Origin of the sequence: Paraburkholderia sp. MPAMCS5 (genome assembly GCF_036016995.1) — a bacterium.
Lineage (GTDB): Bacteria > Pseudomonadota > Gammaproteobacteria > Burkholderiales > Burkholderiaceae > Paraburkholderia.
The window spans coordinates 333,415-346,627 of the sequence record NZ_JAYXBK010000006.1 but is presented as its reverse complement, the minus strand read 5'-3'; the positions used below and the strand labels follow the sequence as shown (position 1 = coordinate 346,627).

13 protein-coding genes and 1 tRNA gene are annotated in these 13,213 nt (G+C 63.2%); 11 read left to right on the top strand and 3 right to left on the bottom strand.

Translation table 11 applies throughout. The features are described from left to right. Window positions 1-418 precede the first annotated feature (418 nt). Window positions 419-1,735 carry a putative hydroxymethylpyrimidine transporter CytX gene (gene cytX, locus VOM14_RS16685; protein WP_327629820.1) on the bottom strand — a complete coding sequence of 439 codons (1,317 nt, stop codon included), beginning with the start codon at window positions 1,733-1,735 and terminating at the stop codon, window positions 419-421. Between the two features lie 233 nt (window positions 1,736-1,968). Between cytX and VOM14_RS16680 the strand changes: the two genes are divergently transcribed. The 9 genes from VOM14_RS16680 to minE all read left to right on the top strand — a co-directional run bounded on the left by VOM14_RS16680 (window position 1,969) and on the right by minE (window position 9,768). Then, window positions 1,969-3,282 carry a replication-associated recombination protein A gene (locus tag VOM14_RS16680; RefSeq protein ID WP_327629819.1) on the top strand — a complete coding sequence of 438 codons (1,314 nt, stop codon included), beginning with the start codon at window positions 1,969-1,971 and terminating at the stop codon, window positions 3,280-3,282. Window positions 3,283-3,391: 109 nt separating this feature from the next. Beyond that, window positions 3,392-4,687 (top strand): serine--tRNA ligase, encoded by a 1,296-nt coding sequence (gene serS, locus VOM14_RS16675; protein ID WP_327629818.1) that lies wholly within the window; start codon window positions 3,392-3,394, stop codon window positions 4,685-4,687. Between the two features lie 209 nt (window positions 4,688-4,896). After that, a tRNA-Ser gene (locus VOM14_RS16670) sits at window positions 4,897-4,986 on the top strand. 82 nt (window positions 4,987-5,068) lie between these two features. Further along, window positions 5,069-5,851 (top strand): alpha/beta fold hydrolase, encoded by a 783-nt coding sequence (locus VOM14_RS16665; RefSeq protein WP_327629817.1) that lies wholly within the window; start codon window positions 5,069-5,071, stop codon window positions 5,849-5,851. A 224-nt stretch (window positions 5,852-6,075) separates the two neighbouring features. Beyond that, on the top strand, window positions 6,076-6,861 hold the full coding sequence (map, locus tag VOM14_RS16660) for a type I methionyl aminopeptidase (protein ID WP_327629816.1): 786 nt from the start codon (window positions 6,076-6,078) through the stop codon (window positions 6,859-6,861). 178 nt (window positions 6,862-7,039) lie between these two features. Further along, window positions 7,040-7,573 (top strand): GNAT family N-acetyltransferase, encoded by a 534-nt coding sequence (locus tag VOM14_RS16655; protein ID WP_327629815.1) that lies wholly within the window; start codon window positions 7,040-7,042, stop codon window positions 7,571-7,573. Between the two features lie 201 nt (window positions 7,574-7,774). Beyond that, window positions 7,775-8,581, top strand: coding sequence for a septum site-determining protein MinC (gene minC, locus VOM14_RS16650; protein WP_327629814.1), 807 nt, complete (start codon window positions 7,775-7,777; stop codon window positions 8,579-8,581). 102 nt (window positions 8,582-8,683) lie between these two features. After that, complete coding sequence (minD, locus tag VOM14_RS16645) at window positions 8,684-9,499, top strand: septum site-determining protein MinD (protein WP_007175863.1); 816 nt, start codon at window positions 8,684-8,686, stop codon at window positions 9,497-9,499. Between the two features lie 14 nt (window positions 9,500-9,513). Continuing rightward, entirely contained in the window at window positions 9,514-9,768 is a 255-nt protein-coding gene (gene minE, locus VOM14_RS16640) for a cell division topological specificity factor MinE (RefSeq protein ID WP_006048489.1), read from the top strand. Between the two features lie 78 nt (window positions 9,769-9,846). Here the strand turns inward: minE and VOM14_RS16635 are convergent, their stop codons facing one another. After that, the gene (locus VOM14_RS16635) at window positions 9,847-11,268 is read right to left on the bottom strand and encodes a chloride channel protein (protein ID WP_327629812.1); all 1,422 of its coding nucleotides are present in this window, start codon (window positions 11,266-11,268) and stop codon (window positions 9,847-9,849) included. 210 nt (window positions 11,269-11,478) lie between these two features. Here VOM14_RS16635 and waaC point away from each other — a divergent pair, with 210 nt between their 5' ends. Further along, window positions 11,479-12,483, top strand: coding sequence for a lipopolysaccharide heptosyltransferase I (waaC, locus tag VOM14_RS16630; RefSeq protein WP_327629811.1), 1,005 nt, complete (start codon window positions 11,479-11,481; stop codon window positions 12,481-12,483). Between the two features lie 313 nt (window positions 12,484-12,796). After that, window positions 12,797-12,931, top strand: a complete 135-nt coding sequence (locus tag VOM14_RS16625) for a hypothetical protein (RefSeq protein ID WP_327629810.1) — start codon at window positions 12,797-12,799, stop codon at window positions 12,929-12,931. Between the two features lie 75 nt (window positions 12,932-13,006). Here VOM14_RS16625 and VOM14_RS16620 read toward each other — a convergent pair whose 3' ends face one another. Next, entirely contained in the window at window positions 13,007-13,186 is a 180-nt protein-coding gene (locus VOM14_RS16620; RefSeq protein WP_327629809.1) for a hypothetical protein, read from the bottom strand. Window positions 13,187-13,213 lie beyond the last annotated feature (27 nt).

Here is a 13,213-nt window from a genome sequence, read left to right as displayed (position 1 = left end):
GTAGCGTGTCTGGCAAAAAGGCCTGCGAATATGCTCCTGCTACTTGATCAATGCCAGGGACACGTTTGGGCGCATTTCAAAACCGTGGCCGACATTGCCCAACTGCCGTCGAGACGCATATGCCGTGGGCGTTGATAGGCGCCAGATACACAGCATTGGCAAAGCAATGGACGCCGGAAGGCAGTTGAAATGTAGCCCATCAGAAAGTAATAATTCGAATCACTAAATATTATTTAGTGTGCCTGACGGCTTCTCGGGATGATTGTTTTCATGATCCCGCCGGCCTGAGTCCCTCAAGACTTCTCGTTCCGAAGACATCGATACCCGGCGTGACTTCGGAGTGAGCAAGATCCCAGCAAGGAGTCCGCCGAATTCAGCGGGGCAATCAGGCCTTTCCTCCCCACGCCAAGCCCCGATCTCACGCGTAAGCGGTTTTCCGAACCGACACGAACGCCAGATAGCACGCCGCGCCGATCGCCAGCGCGGGCAACGTCGCGCCGAGATTCGGCAGCCACTGGTTGATCGCCTGATAAGCGGCAATGCCGATCGCCCACGCGATGAACGCGCTCAGATGCCAGCCGCCCGAAAAGCCGTAGCGGCCGCGCACATCGGCGAGCATCGCGGCTTCAATGCGGCGCTTGCGCACGATGAAATGATCCACCAGCACGACGCCGAAGAGCGGCGCGAACACCGAGCCGATCAGCAGCAGGAAGTTCTGGTACTTCGCCATCGGCACGGCGAGCGCGATCAGCGTGCAGAGCGCGCCGAATGCCGCCGAGAGCATCGGCACGCTGCCGCGCGCCCAGAACGTGCCGGTCGAAACGGCCGCCGAATGAATGTCGGCGAATGCATTGTCCACTTCGTCGATCAGCACCAGCAGCAGCGCGAGGCCGCCGCCGGCTTGCGCGAGCGCGCTCGTCAGCAGCGCATCGCCGCCGCCCGCGGCGAGACCGTAGATCGCGCCCAACCCATAGAACCAGAGATTGGCAATGCCGTAGCCGAGCAGCGTGCCGCGAAACGTCTCGCCGGGGCGCCGGCCGAAGCGCGTGTAGTCCGCGATCAACGGCAGCCACGAGAGCGGCATGGCGACCACGAGGTCGATCGCGCCGCCGAACGACATCTCGCCGGTGCCGGGTCGGCGCATCATCGCGAGGAGATCGTGCTGCGCGAGCAGACTCCACGTGAGCCAGCCCGCGCCCGCGAGCAGCAGCCAGATGCCCCACGTGCGCAGGAAGCGCCGCACGAACGAAAGCGGCCCGCTGATCGCGAGCAGCGTCGCGAGCACTCCGAAGACGATGGTCCAGACGAGCGGTATGGAAAGACCGAACGCCTGTTTGGCGAGGGCGTCGGCGGAATCGCGCATCACGATCACTTCGAACGAGCCCCAGCCGACCAGTTGCACCGCGTTCAGCACCGCGGGCACCGACGCGCCGCGCACGCCGAGCGTCGGACGCAGCGACGACATGGCCGCGAGCCCCGTGTCCGTGCCGACCACGCCCGCGAGAGCGAGCAGCACGACGCCGATCGCGCTGCCGGTCGCGATGGCCAGCAACGCATGCGGCAGCGAGAGTCCCGGCACCAGCAGCGCGCCCGCTTGCGCGACGAGCAGGCCGATGCCGAGCGAGAACCAGAGCGCGAACGCATCGCCGGTGCGGAAGGCGCGGCGCGAATCGGGCACGGGCGTGAGCGGCGCGTAGGTGGAACCGGCGTCGCCGGCGAGTGGGTCTTGTGCCATCTGGTCTTATCCCTGAATCGTGTTTCTGTTGTGTTGCGTGTGAGCTTGTGTTCGCGCCTGGGGCGGCCTTGCGTCCGGCCCTTGCGGCCTGCTTCGCGTGCGGCCGGAAATGCGCCGCGCTCGTCGAAACGCCGTCGCTGTCATAATGCGAGACGTCGCCCGCGCCTTTGCGCCGGCCTCGTTCCATCGCGCGGACCGCGTGTGGAAAAGCCGAGATTATCCCCAAAAAAGTCATGTTCGAAGAAACCCGCGCCAATATCCCGCTCGCCGAACGTCTGCGGCCACGCAATATCGACGAAGTCATTGGCCAGAAGCACCTGCTCGGCCCGAACAAGCCGCTCAGGGTCGCGTTCGAATCCGGTGAAGCGCATTCGATGATTCTCTGGGGCCCGCCCGGCGTCGGCAAGACCACGCTCGCGCGACTCATGGCGGACGCGTTTCACGCCGAGTTCATCGCGCTCTCGGCGGTGCTCTCGGGCGTGAAGGACATTCGCGAGGCGGTCGAGACCGCGCAGATTCATCGCGCGAACGGGCATCAGACGCTCGTGTTCGTCGACGAAGTGCACCGCTTCAACAAGAGTCAGCAAGACGCGTTCTTGCCGCACGTGGAGTCGGGGCTGTTCGTGTTCATCGGCGCGACGACCGAGAATCCGTCGTTCGAGGTGAATAGCGCGTTGCTGTCGCGGGCCGCGGTCTACGTGCTCAAAAGTCTCACCGACGAAGAGCAGGGCGAACTGCTCGAACGCGCGCAGCAGGAACTGGGCGGCCTCACGTTCACGGACGAAGCGCGCGACGCGCTGATCGGTTCCGCCGACGGCGACGGCCGCAAGCTCCTGAACAACCTGGAAATCGTCGCGCGCGCGGCGTCGCAGCAGAAGAAGACGGAGATCGACGGCGCGTTGCTCGGCAGCGCGCTCGCCGAGAATCTGCGGCGCTTCGACAAGGGCGGCGACGCCTTCTACGACCAGATCAGCGCGCTGCATAAATCGGTGCGCGGCAGCAGCCCGGACGGCGCGCTCTACTGGTTCTGCCGCATGCTCGACGGCGGGGCGGACCCGCGCTATCTGGCGCGCCGCATCGTGCGCATGGCGTGGGAGGACATCGGTCTCGCCGACCCTCGCGCGGCGCGCATCGCACTCGACGCCGCCGAGACCTACGAGCGCCTCGGCACGCCCGAGGGCGAACTGGCGCTCGCGCAGGCGATCATCTATCTGGCGGTCGCGCCGAAGTCGAATGCCGGTTACAACGCATATAACGAAGCGCGCCGCTTCGTGAGCAAGGACAAGTCGCGCGGAGTGCCGGTGCATCTGCGCAATGCGCCGACGAAGCTCATGAAGGAACTCGGCTACGGCCACGAATATCGCTACGCGCACGACGAACCCGACGCCTACGCGGCCGGCGAAACCTATCTGCCGGAGAACATGCGCGATCCACATTGGTACGCGCCGACGCCGCGCGGTCTCGAAGGCAAGATCGGCGACAAGATGGCGCGTCTTGCCGAACTCGACGCCCAATGGCGCAGCGAGAACAAGCCGAAGAAGGGTTGACGCCGCCGGGCGCGTCGCGCGTATTGCAATGCGCCCGTGCCGTTGCTTCAATCCGGCCGCGCCGGTGCGCTAAAATCCCCTCTTCACACAACGAATACCGCCCCATCCCATGCTCGACATCCAGTTGCTGCGCAAAGACCTCGACGGCGTCGCCAGGCGCCTCGCCGACCGCGGCTATACCCTCGACGTGGCGGCCTTCACCGCGCTCGAAGCGGAACGCCGCGATACCCAGACCCGCACCGAAGAAATGCAGGCGCGCCGCAACAGCCTGTCGAAGCAGATCGGCGCGATGAAAGGGCGGGGCGAAGACACGTCGGCGGTGATGGCCGAAGTCGGCGGCATCGGCGACGAGATGAAGGCTTCGGCCGCGAAGCTGGACGACATTCAGAAGCGTCTGTCGGATCTTTTGCTCGGCGTGCCGAATCTGCCGCACGAGAGCGTGCCCGTTGGCCGCGAAGAAGCGGATAACGTCGAGGTGCGCCGCTGGGGCACGCCGCGCCAGTTCGACTTCGAAGTGAAAGACCACGTGGATGTCGGCGCGCCGCTCGGCCTCGATTTCGAGACCGGCGCGAAGCTCTCGGGCGCGCGCTTCACGATGCTGCGCGGGCAGATCGCGCGGCTGCATCGCGCGCTCGCGCAGTTCATGATCGACACGCACACGCAACAGCATGGCTATACCGAGATCTACACGCCGTACATCGTGAATCCGGAAATTCTGTACGGCACCGGCCAATTGCCCAAATTCGCGGACGACATGTTCCGCGTCGAGAAGGGCGGCGGCGAAAACACGGTTACGCAATATCTGATTTCTACATCGGAAATTTCGCTGACGAACACGGTGCGCGACAGCATCGTGGAAGCAGACGCTTTGCCGATCAAGCTGACCGCGCATTCGCCGTGCTTCCGCTCGGAAGCGGGCTCATACGGACGCGACACGCGCGGCATGATCCGTCAGCATCAGTTCGACAAGGTCGAGATGGTGCAGATCGTCGCGCCGGAAACGTCGTATGACGCGTTGGAGCAGATGGTCATGCACGCTGAGACGATTCTGCAGAAGCTCGAGTTGCCGTACAGAGTGATCACGCTGTGCACGGGCGACATGGGTTTCTCGGCAACGAAGACCTATGACCTCGAAGTGTGGTTGCCGGCGCAGAACACGTATCGCGAAATTTCGAGCTGTTCGAATACCGAGTCGTTCCAGGCTCGCCGGATGCAGGCGCGTTATCGCAACGCGCAAGGCAAGCCGGAGCTGGTGCATACGCTGAACGGCTCGGGCCTGGCTGTCGGGCGCACGCTGGTCGCGGTGCTGGAGAACTTCCAGAACGCCGATGGTTCGGTGACCGTGCCGGCGGCGCTGCGGCCGTATCTGGGCGGCGTCGAACGTTTGGAAGTGCCGGGCGCCTGACCGGCTGCCTCGACTGAGGCCGTGCTGATGCCGATGTGGTCCGCGGCACGGTCGCCGGGTTTCCTCGCAATCGTCAATGCGATCTTCTTTGAAATTTATTTGACGAGGGGCTTGGAAATCTGGATTGGCTGTTCTATAATCTTTCTCTCCCAAGCAGAGACCCGCTTGGATCTGACAAAACCGCTTCACTGTGGCGAGTCGGAAAAACCGGAAAGGTGGCAGAGTGGTCGAATGCGCTGGACTCGAAATCCAGTGTACCTTTAGGGGTACCGTGAGTTCGAATCTCACCCTTTCCGCCAAATTTAGAAAACCCCGCAAGTTGCAAGACTTGTGGGGTTTTTGCTTTTTGTTCTTGTGCCTTTCGGGACCCGCGAGCACGACATGAAAAAAGCCGCGCCGTTGGTCATGATTCACGGCCTCATGGGCTCGTTGAATTTTTACGCGCCGCACGAGCGCATCCGCGCCGTCGCCGTCCATACGCCAGACCTGATCGGCTACGGTCGCCTGAAAGACACGCGCGAGCCCGTGATCACGCTCGCGAGTCAGGTCGCGCACGTCGTGCGCTATCTCGATGAACAGGTCGGCGAGCCGTGCGTGCTGCTCGGACACAGCGTCGGCGGCGCGATTGCCATGCTCGCTGCGCAAGCGGCGCCCGAGCGCGTGCGCGGCGTCATTAATGTCGAAGGGAATTTCACGCTCGCCGACGCGTTCTGGTGTCGCAAGATAGCCGCTCTTTCCGACGAGGCATGGCACGCCGAGCACGCGCGGCTCGTCGCCGATCCCGAAAAGTGGCTCGCGAACGGCGGCATTGCGCTCACGCCGCAGCGCGTCGAATGGGCGCGCGAGGCGCTCGCCAACCAGCCGCCCGAGACGATTCGGGCGATGGCGCGCGCGGTCGTGAAGGAGACCGGCGACTCCGCTTATCTGGCGCGGGTCCGCTCGGTCGTCGAGTGTGGGACACCGCTGTTTCTGCTCGCGGGCGAGCGTTCGGCGTCCGGCTGGGACGTGCCGGACTGGGTGCGGGCAGTCGCGCGGGACTACGTTATTCAGAAGGACGTCGGCCACATGATGATGCTCGAGCAGCCGGACGACTTTTGCGGCATCGTCGAAGAGATGGTCGTTCGGCTTGGGCGTGCTTCGCAACTTCATAGCTTCATAGCGTAAAAAGCACCGCCTCAAACCATGAGCGATCCGCTCGGGCTGCGGGTTTGAAGCGGCGAACCCGAATTCCTCAGTTTTACTAACTTCCCGCCGCCCGCGCGAAATCGACACTACGACGCCCCCACCATCCCCAACCGCCCGCTTTACGCGGGCCTCCCGCCGATCCTCTGTACAATTGGCCGTTCGATCGAACCTCGATCCATCTTCGAACCCCAACGACCGAATTCATGGCCATTACCTACAAGACTCCCGACGACATCGCCAGGCTGCGCATCTCCGGTCGCCTCGCGGCCGACGTGCTGGCGATGATCGGCGAGCACGTGAAGGCCGGTGTCTCCACCGACGAGCTGGACGCACTGTGCAACGACTACATCGTCAACACGCAAAAGTCGATTCCGGCGAACGTCGGCTATCTGGGCTTTCCCAAGACGGTATGCACGTCGGTCAATCAGGTGGTATGCCACGGCATTCCGAACCGCAGCGAAGTCCTCAAGGACGGCGACATCATCAACATCGACGTGGCGATCATCAAGGACGGCTACTTCGGCGACACGAGCCGCATGTATTGCGTCGGCCAGCCGAGCACGGTGGCGCGCCAGCTGATCGACACGACGTATGAAGCGATGCTCGCGGGCATCCGCCAGGTGAAGCCGGACGCGACGCTCGGCGATGTCGGCCACGCCATCCAGCAGGTGGCGCAGCGCGACGGCTTCTCGATCGTGCGCGACTATTGCGGCCACGGCATCGGGAAGGTCTATCACGAAGACCCGCAGGTGTTGCATTACGGCCAGCCGGGGCAGGGCTTGCGTCTGAAACCCGGCATGGTCTTCACGATCGAACCGATGATCAACGCGGGCCGCGCAGGCACCACGGTCCAGCGCGACGGCTGGACCGTGGTCACGAAAGACCGCTCGCTGTCCGCGCAATGGGAGCACATGATCGCCGTCACCGACGAAGGCTACGAACTCCTCACACCCTGGCCGGACGGCACCGGCAGCTACGAAGCGCCTTAACGAGGCAGGCTTCGCATCACATCGCGCGCATCGCGCCGGGCGCGCCGAATGCTGAGCAGTCGTTGCGCGCTTTGCGAGAAACGGCGCGCGCGATAAGATAGCCCAGCAAAGAATGATTTGACTCGCGTGCCGGTTCGGTTAAAGCTACGCCTTAAGGCTTCAAGGGGTTTTCGTCTGCATGAGTCCGTCATTGACCGTTCGCCGTATCGCCGCTGATCAGGGCGCCGTTTTTCGCGAACTTCGCACTGCGTCGCTGCGCGAGGCGCCTTATGCCTTCGGCGCCACGTTGGAGGACGCATTGTCCGCTGACGCCGCGAGCTTCGAGCACGTCGCCGCTGAGCACGCGGTGTCGTCGAGCGCCGGCATTTTCATCCTCTATACCGAGGGTCATCCGGCCGGACTGATCGAAGCGCATGTCGAAGACACCGTGGAGCGCCGCGCATTGGTCGGCGAGTTGTGGGTCGCGCCGGCCGTGCGGCATCTGCGTGGCGGCGAATTGCTGGTCGATACAGCCAGCGGCTGGCTTGCCGACCAGGGCGCCGCGGAAATCTACGCTTGGGTGGCCGACTCCAATCGCACCGCCATGCGCTTTTACCAGGCGCTCGGCTTCGGTCCGACTGGCGAGCTTCGGCGCGTCGAGCGCGCGTCCGAGCAGGCCGAAAGTCTCCTCGTTCGTCACGTGCCGCCCCCGTCGTCAGCACTTGACGAGTGATCTGGCGAGCGGCGCAACGGCGTGCCGCCCGCGTCTGTCCATCCTCACCACCGCTGCGTTCCCGCCCGGCTTGTTCATGCCCGGCGCGGCCTGATCGGCTTTGCGCGGCAGCATGCGCAAATCATCCGCGCTTTGTCCGGCAAAAATTCTCGCTGCACGCGTGGACGCCTGTAAAATACGCAAAATTTTTTGCCGAACGCTATGTCGCCCAAGAAATCGCCCTTTTTCGAACTCCGCAGCGGTTCCGTCGACACGCTTCTGTTTGTGGTCAAGACAACCGACCTCGATGCCATGCGTGCCGAACTGACCCGGCGCTTCGAGGCGACCCCCGAATTTTTCGCTAACGACGTCGTCGCGATCGACGTGCGCCGGCTCGCTGCCAACGAACGCGTGCCGCTTGCCGAAATCGCGCATCTGCTCGAAAGCGTGCGCATGCGTCCGGTCGGGGTGGTCGCCGAGGCGGAACAATCCTGGGCCGCGCAGTCCGCGTTGCCGTTGCTCGAAGCGCGCGACCGCCGCGGCGCCGCCGCCAAACCCGCGGACGAAGAGCGCGCGAACACGCCCGCCGCGAGCGCGGCGGAAGCCGCAAGCGCGGGCGCAAGCCCGAGCGCGCCTGCTGCCGCAGCGGCGGAGCCGGCTGCCGCCGCCGAGCCCGTGCGGCTCGCCACATCTTCACAAACCATGGTGGTCGAAAAGCCGTTGCGCTCCGGCCAGCGCATCTACGCAAAGGGCGATCTGGTCGTGCTCGGACTCGTGAGCTACGGCGCCGAAGTCATCGCGGAAGGCAACATCCATATTTATGCGCCGTTGCGCGGGCGCGCGCTCGCCGGCGTGCAAGGCAATCACGACGCACGTATTTTCTGCACGTGTCTCGAACCGGAACTGATCTCGATCGCGGGCATCTACCGGACGACCGAGAACCCGCTGCCGGCCGACGTGCTCGGCAAGCCGGTGCAAATCTGGCTCGAAGACGAAAAGTTGATGATCGAACCATTGCGGCTCACGTAAAGGCAGTGAAGCGCGCCGCGCCGAAGCTTCGCAGCGCGCGGCGCTTTGCACCCGAATTGGCCGCACATAATTGACGCATTTGACGAACACAAGGTAAGGGTAATGGCAAAAATCATAGTGGTGACATCGGGCAAGGGTGGCGTGGGCAAGACGACCACGAGCGCGAGTTTTGCATCGGCCCTCGCATTGCGTGGCAGCAAAACCGCCGTGATCGACTTCGACGTCGGCCTGCGCAACCTCGATCTCATCATGGGCTGCGAGCGCCGCGTGGTGTACGACCTGATCAACGTGATTCAAGGCGAAGCGAATCTGAACCAGGCGCTGATCAAGGACAAGAAGTGCGAGAACCTCTTCATCCTGCCGGCCTCGCAGACGCGCGATAAAGACGCGCTGACCATGGAAGGCGTCGAGAAGGTCATCAACGACCTGATCGCGATGGACTTCGAATACATCGTGTGCGACTCGCCGGCCGGTATCGAATCGGGCGCGCTGCTCGCCATGCATTTCGCCGACGAAGCGCTGATCGTGACGAACCCGGAAGTGTCGTCGGTACGCGACTCGGACCGCATTCTCGGCATTCTGTCGTCGAAGACCAAGCGCGCGATCGAGGGCAAGGAGCCGATCAAGGAGCACCTGCTGATCACGCGCTATAACCCGAAGCGCGTGAGCGAAGGCGAAATGCTGTCGCTGACCGACATCCAGGAAATTTTGCGCATCGATCTGATCGGCGTAATTCCTGAATCGGAAGCCGTGCTGCACGCGTCGAACCAGGGTTTGCCGGCGGTGCATCTCGACGGCACCGACGTGGCCGAAGCCTATAAAGACGTCGTGTCGCGTTTTCTCGGCGAGCAGAAATCGCTTCGCTTTACCGATTACCAGAAGCCCGGGCTGCTGCAGCGCCTCTTCGGCACCAAGTAAGGGGAGCGCACGTTATGTCGATTCTTTCGTTTTTGCTGGGCGAGAAGAAGAAGTCCGCGTCGGTAGCGAAGGAACGCTTGCAGTTGATCATCGCGCACGAGCGCGCCGGCGGCCATGCTCCCGCCGATTACCTGCCTGCGTTGCAACGCGAACTGGTGGCCGTGATTTCGAAATACGTGCGGATTTCCGATGACGATATCCGCGTGAGTCTGGAACGCCAGGACGACCTCGAAGTGCTCGAGGTCAAGATAGAAATTCCGCAGACCTGACAGCGCCGCTGCGCAACCGAAGTTTCGGCGCGGCGCATGTGAATGCGCGCGTGCCGGAGCAAACCGGGTGAGCGCGGCTTAGGGTTTGGGCGCTTCTACTTCGGGGGCCTCGGGCAGGTCCGGCGGTTCTCCCGCTTCAGGCGCTTCTCCCGCTTCAGCCACTTCAGCCGCTTCCCGCCCCGGCGCCTGCACCGCGCCCGGCAGCGGCGCCATGTAACGCGCGGAGAGCGCCTCGTAAAGCGGCGGCGCGAAAGCGCGCGCCACGCGGCTCGCAATCAGCGCGGTGGCCATCAGCGAAATCACGAGCGCGTGGCCGTCGATCATCTCCATCACGATCACAAACGACGTGATTGGCGACTGCGTGACGGCCGCCAGGTAGCCGACCATGGCGAGCGCGATCAGCATCGGCAGTTGCATCGAGCCGAACACCATGTGCAGCAGATTGCCGAAGCCCGCGCCGATCGACAGCGACGGCGCGAAGATGCCGCCCGGAATGCCGGGAAGGTATGAGCCGACCATCGAAATCAGCTTCAGGAACGGGTAGAACACGGAGAGTTGCTCGTGTCCTTCGAGCAATCCGCGCGCTTCCGCATAGCCGCTGCCGAACGTCGTGCCGCCCGAGATCAAACCGACCACCGCAATGACAAAGCCGCACAGCGCGGCGAACGCGACGGGCCGCTCGCCGTGCAATTGACGCAGCGGCGCCGGAATCCAACGCGCGGTATTCAGGATCAGCCAGCCGAATACGCCACCCGCCACTCCCGTGACGACCGCAGTCACGAGCACCGCCGGCGCGAGCAGATCGGGGAAATGCGCGCCGATCTGAATGGTGCCGAAGTACGTGTAGTTGCCGTTCAGTCCGAGCGCGATCACGCCTGCAATGATGATCGCGGTGATCAGCACGCCGCTCGCTCGCGCTTCGAAACTGCGCGTCAGTTCTTCGATGGCGAACACGATGCCGGCAAGCGGCGTATTGAAGGCCGCCGACAAACCCGCTGCCGCGCCGGCCAGCACGAGCTGCCGTTCGATCAGCGCATTCGAGCGCGGATAAAACCTGCGCAGATTGAACATGAGCGCCGCGCCGACCTGCACGGTCGGTCCTTCGCGGCCGATCGTGAGGCCGCCGAGAATGGCAAGAAACGACACTGCGATCTTGCCGAGCAGAATGCGCCACGACAGCAGCCGCACGCCGTATTCGCGAGGTTTCGCATGCAGCGTGGCGATGACCTGCGGAATGCCGCTGCCCTCCGCGCCGCGAAAAAACTTGCGAGTGAGCCAGACGGCGAGCGCGCTCAGCGCGGGCGTGACGATGAGCGGCGCCCATCCATGCTCGCGATCGAGTGCCAGAAATTTCCCATAACCCCAATCGATCAGCCGCGTGTACAACACCGCGACGAGCCCCACCGCAATCGCGCCGAGCCAGAAGATGCCGTATTGGCGCCACAGACGTTTCATGCGACGCGCGATCCTGGAGGAAAGAACTGTGTGCGTTCGAGACATGGTATTCGCATGAGAAAACGTTAATTTGTCAAAATCCGCGTAAGGCAAAAACGGTATGAAAGTGTTTTGAAATAGAGTAAAAAGGCAAATCGTAAGATTGGTGCTGTAACGGGTTGTATTGATCGTAGGGCGCGGTGAAGGCCCTTTCAGCAAAGACTATTCCATTCGTCGGCTAAAATGGTTTGACGTTTGAACAACCAAAGGCCCTCAATGAAGCGAGTCCTTATCGTCAAGGTCACCTCACTGGGCGATATCGTGCAAGCGCTGCCTGTCGTGGCCGATATCAAACGCGCGTTTCCCGAGGTCCAGGTGGACTGGGCCGCGGACGAAGCGTTCGCCGAAGTGGCACAGTGGTGCAGGGGCGTCGACCGCGTGCTGTTCGCGCCGCTGCGGCGCTTCAAGAAGGCGCGCCGGTGGGCCGACTTCAAGTCCATCGCGGCGTCCATCTCGGCGCTGCGCGCCTATCGCTACGATTACATTCTCGACATTCACGGCGTGTACAAGAGCGCGATCATTGCGTTTCTTGCACGCTCGTCGCGGCGTATCGGCTACCAGTCGCAGGACCTGGGCGAACGCGGCGCGGCATTTGCCTATACGGGGCGCTTCGGTCCGCGTCCGCAATGCAATGCGTGGCACGGCATGCGTATCAGCGCCGGCGAGGCGCTCGGCTACGAAGCCGAAGGCCCTGCCGTCTATAACCTGCGTTTGCCGGAGCCGGTAAGGCCGCTCTTTCGCGGCGAGGGCGCGCCGGTCGCCGCGCTTTTTCACGCGACATCGAAAGACGACAAGAAGTGGCCGGTCACGCATTGGATGGTCGTGGGTAGAGAGCTGACGCAACGCGGCTTTCGCGTGGTCTTGCCTTGGGGCTCGGAAGCCGAGCGCATCGCCGCCGAGCAGATCGCCGCGCAAGTGTCGGGCGCGGCAGTTCTGTCCAGAATGAGCGTGACCGAACTCGCGCAAATGATCGACGCCTGCGCGCTCGTGGTCGGCACGGACACGGGCTTCGTTCATCTCGCGCACGCGCTGCAAAAGCCCACGGTCATGATCTTCGTGGCGACGTCGCCGTCGCATTGCGGCGTGGAAGCGCCGTTTCGTTCCATCTCGGTCGGCGACGGCTTTTCGGTGCCGCCCATCGGCGAGGTGCTGGAAGCCATCGACTACGTATACGGCGGCCTACGCGCCGTCACGATCCAGCAAGGCTCCGCCGCGGCCTGAACTCAGGGTCTTCGCCGCGGCTTTCCGCGCAACGACTGCTGAAAAGAAAAAGCCGTTGTTATTCGGCCAGCGCGCATTACACGGTTGTTAAATCTGTCGCTTTTGGTTGATCGCCAACGCCCTCGTTCACGTGGTTCGCGCTTTGCCTTGTGAGCGCACGGGCTTTCGTGCCATTCGCCATCCGCGCAAGAACGCCGGAGGTGTAACACACGCGTGATCTTCCCTTACAACTGGCAACGTTCTCCGAGCCGCGTGTCGTGTCCAATCGAGTCATTCGGGAATGCTCGAATGAATCTGACCCACGGAGAACAATATGAAACGCTTGATCCTGACCCTGATCGCCGGCACCGTGCTCGCAACCACGCTGGGCGGCTGCATCGTCGCTCCGGCGCCGGGCTATTACTACGGCGGTGGTGGCTACTACCATCACGGCTACTACTATCGCTAAGCAGGCCGCAACGACATAGCCGCGCGCCGCGAAGTATCAACAACTCGCGGCGCCGCGCGCTTCGCGCGATGAGCGTCAGGCGACCAGCATTTCGAACGCGACCACTGCGGTAATGGCGGCCACGTTCGCCGCCAGCGCCTCGACGACAATGCCTTTCCACGTGGCAGGGCGAAAGCGCAACGCCAATAGCAACGAACACAGCAGTGCGAGCGCAATGATCATCACGACGTCGGCATTGTGAAGATGAAGATTCATCCGAGCCTCCCTGCTTGCCTTGTGGTT

Excerpts from the sequence above, each read along its gene's own strand:
- cytX (WP_327629820.1), bottom strand. The coding sequence starts at position 1,735 with ATGGCACAAGACCCACTCGCCGGCGACGCCGGTTCCACCTACGCGCCG.
- VOM14_RS16680 (WP_327629819.1), top strand. The coding sequence starts at position 1,969 with ATGTTCGAAGAAACCCGCGCCAATATCCCGCTCGCCGAACGTCTGCGG.
- serS (WP_327629818.1), top strand. The coding sequence starts at position 3,392 with ATGCTCGACATCCAGTTGCTGCGCAAAGACCTCGACGGCGTCGCCAGG.
- VOM14_RS16665 (WP_327629817.1), top strand. The coding sequence starts at position 5,069 with ATGAAAAAAGCCGCGCCGTTGGTCATGATTCACGGCCTCATGGGCTCG.
- map (WP_327629816.1), top strand. The coding sequence starts at position 6,076 with ATGGCCATTACCTACAAGACTCCCGACGACATCGCCAGGCTGCGCATC.
- VOM14_RS16655 (WP_327629815.1), top strand. The coding sequence starts at position 7,040 with ATGAGTCCGTCATTGACCGTTCGCCGTATCGCCGCTGATCAGGGCGCC.
- minC (WP_327629814.1), top strand. The coding sequence starts at position 7,775 with ATGTCGCCCAAGAAATCGCCCTTTTTCGAACTCCGCAGCGGTTCCGTC.
- minD (WP_007175863.1), top strand. The coding sequence starts at position 8,684 with ATGGCAAAAATCATAGTGGTGACATCGGGCAAGGGTGGCGTGGGCAAG.
- minE (WP_006048489.1), top strand. The coding sequence starts at position 9,514 with ATGTCGATTCTTTCGTTTTTGCTGGGCGAGAAGAAGAAGTCCGCGTCG.
- VOM14_RS16635 (WP_327629812.1), bottom strand. The coding sequence starts at position 11,268 with ATGTCTCGAACGCACACAGTTCTTTCCTCCAGGATCGCGCGTCGCATG.
- waaC (WP_327629811.1), top strand. The coding sequence starts at position 11,479 with ATGAAGCGAGTCCTTATCGTCAAGGTCACCTCACTGGGCGATATCGTG.
- VOM14_RS16625 (WP_327629810.1), top strand. The coding sequence starts at position 12,797 with ATGAAACGCTTGATCCTGACCCTGATCGCCGGCACCGTGCTCGCAACC.
- VOM14_RS16620 (WP_327629809.1), bottom strand. The coding sequence starts at position 13,186 with ATGAATCTTCATCTTCACAATGCCGACGTCGTGATGATCATTGCGCTC.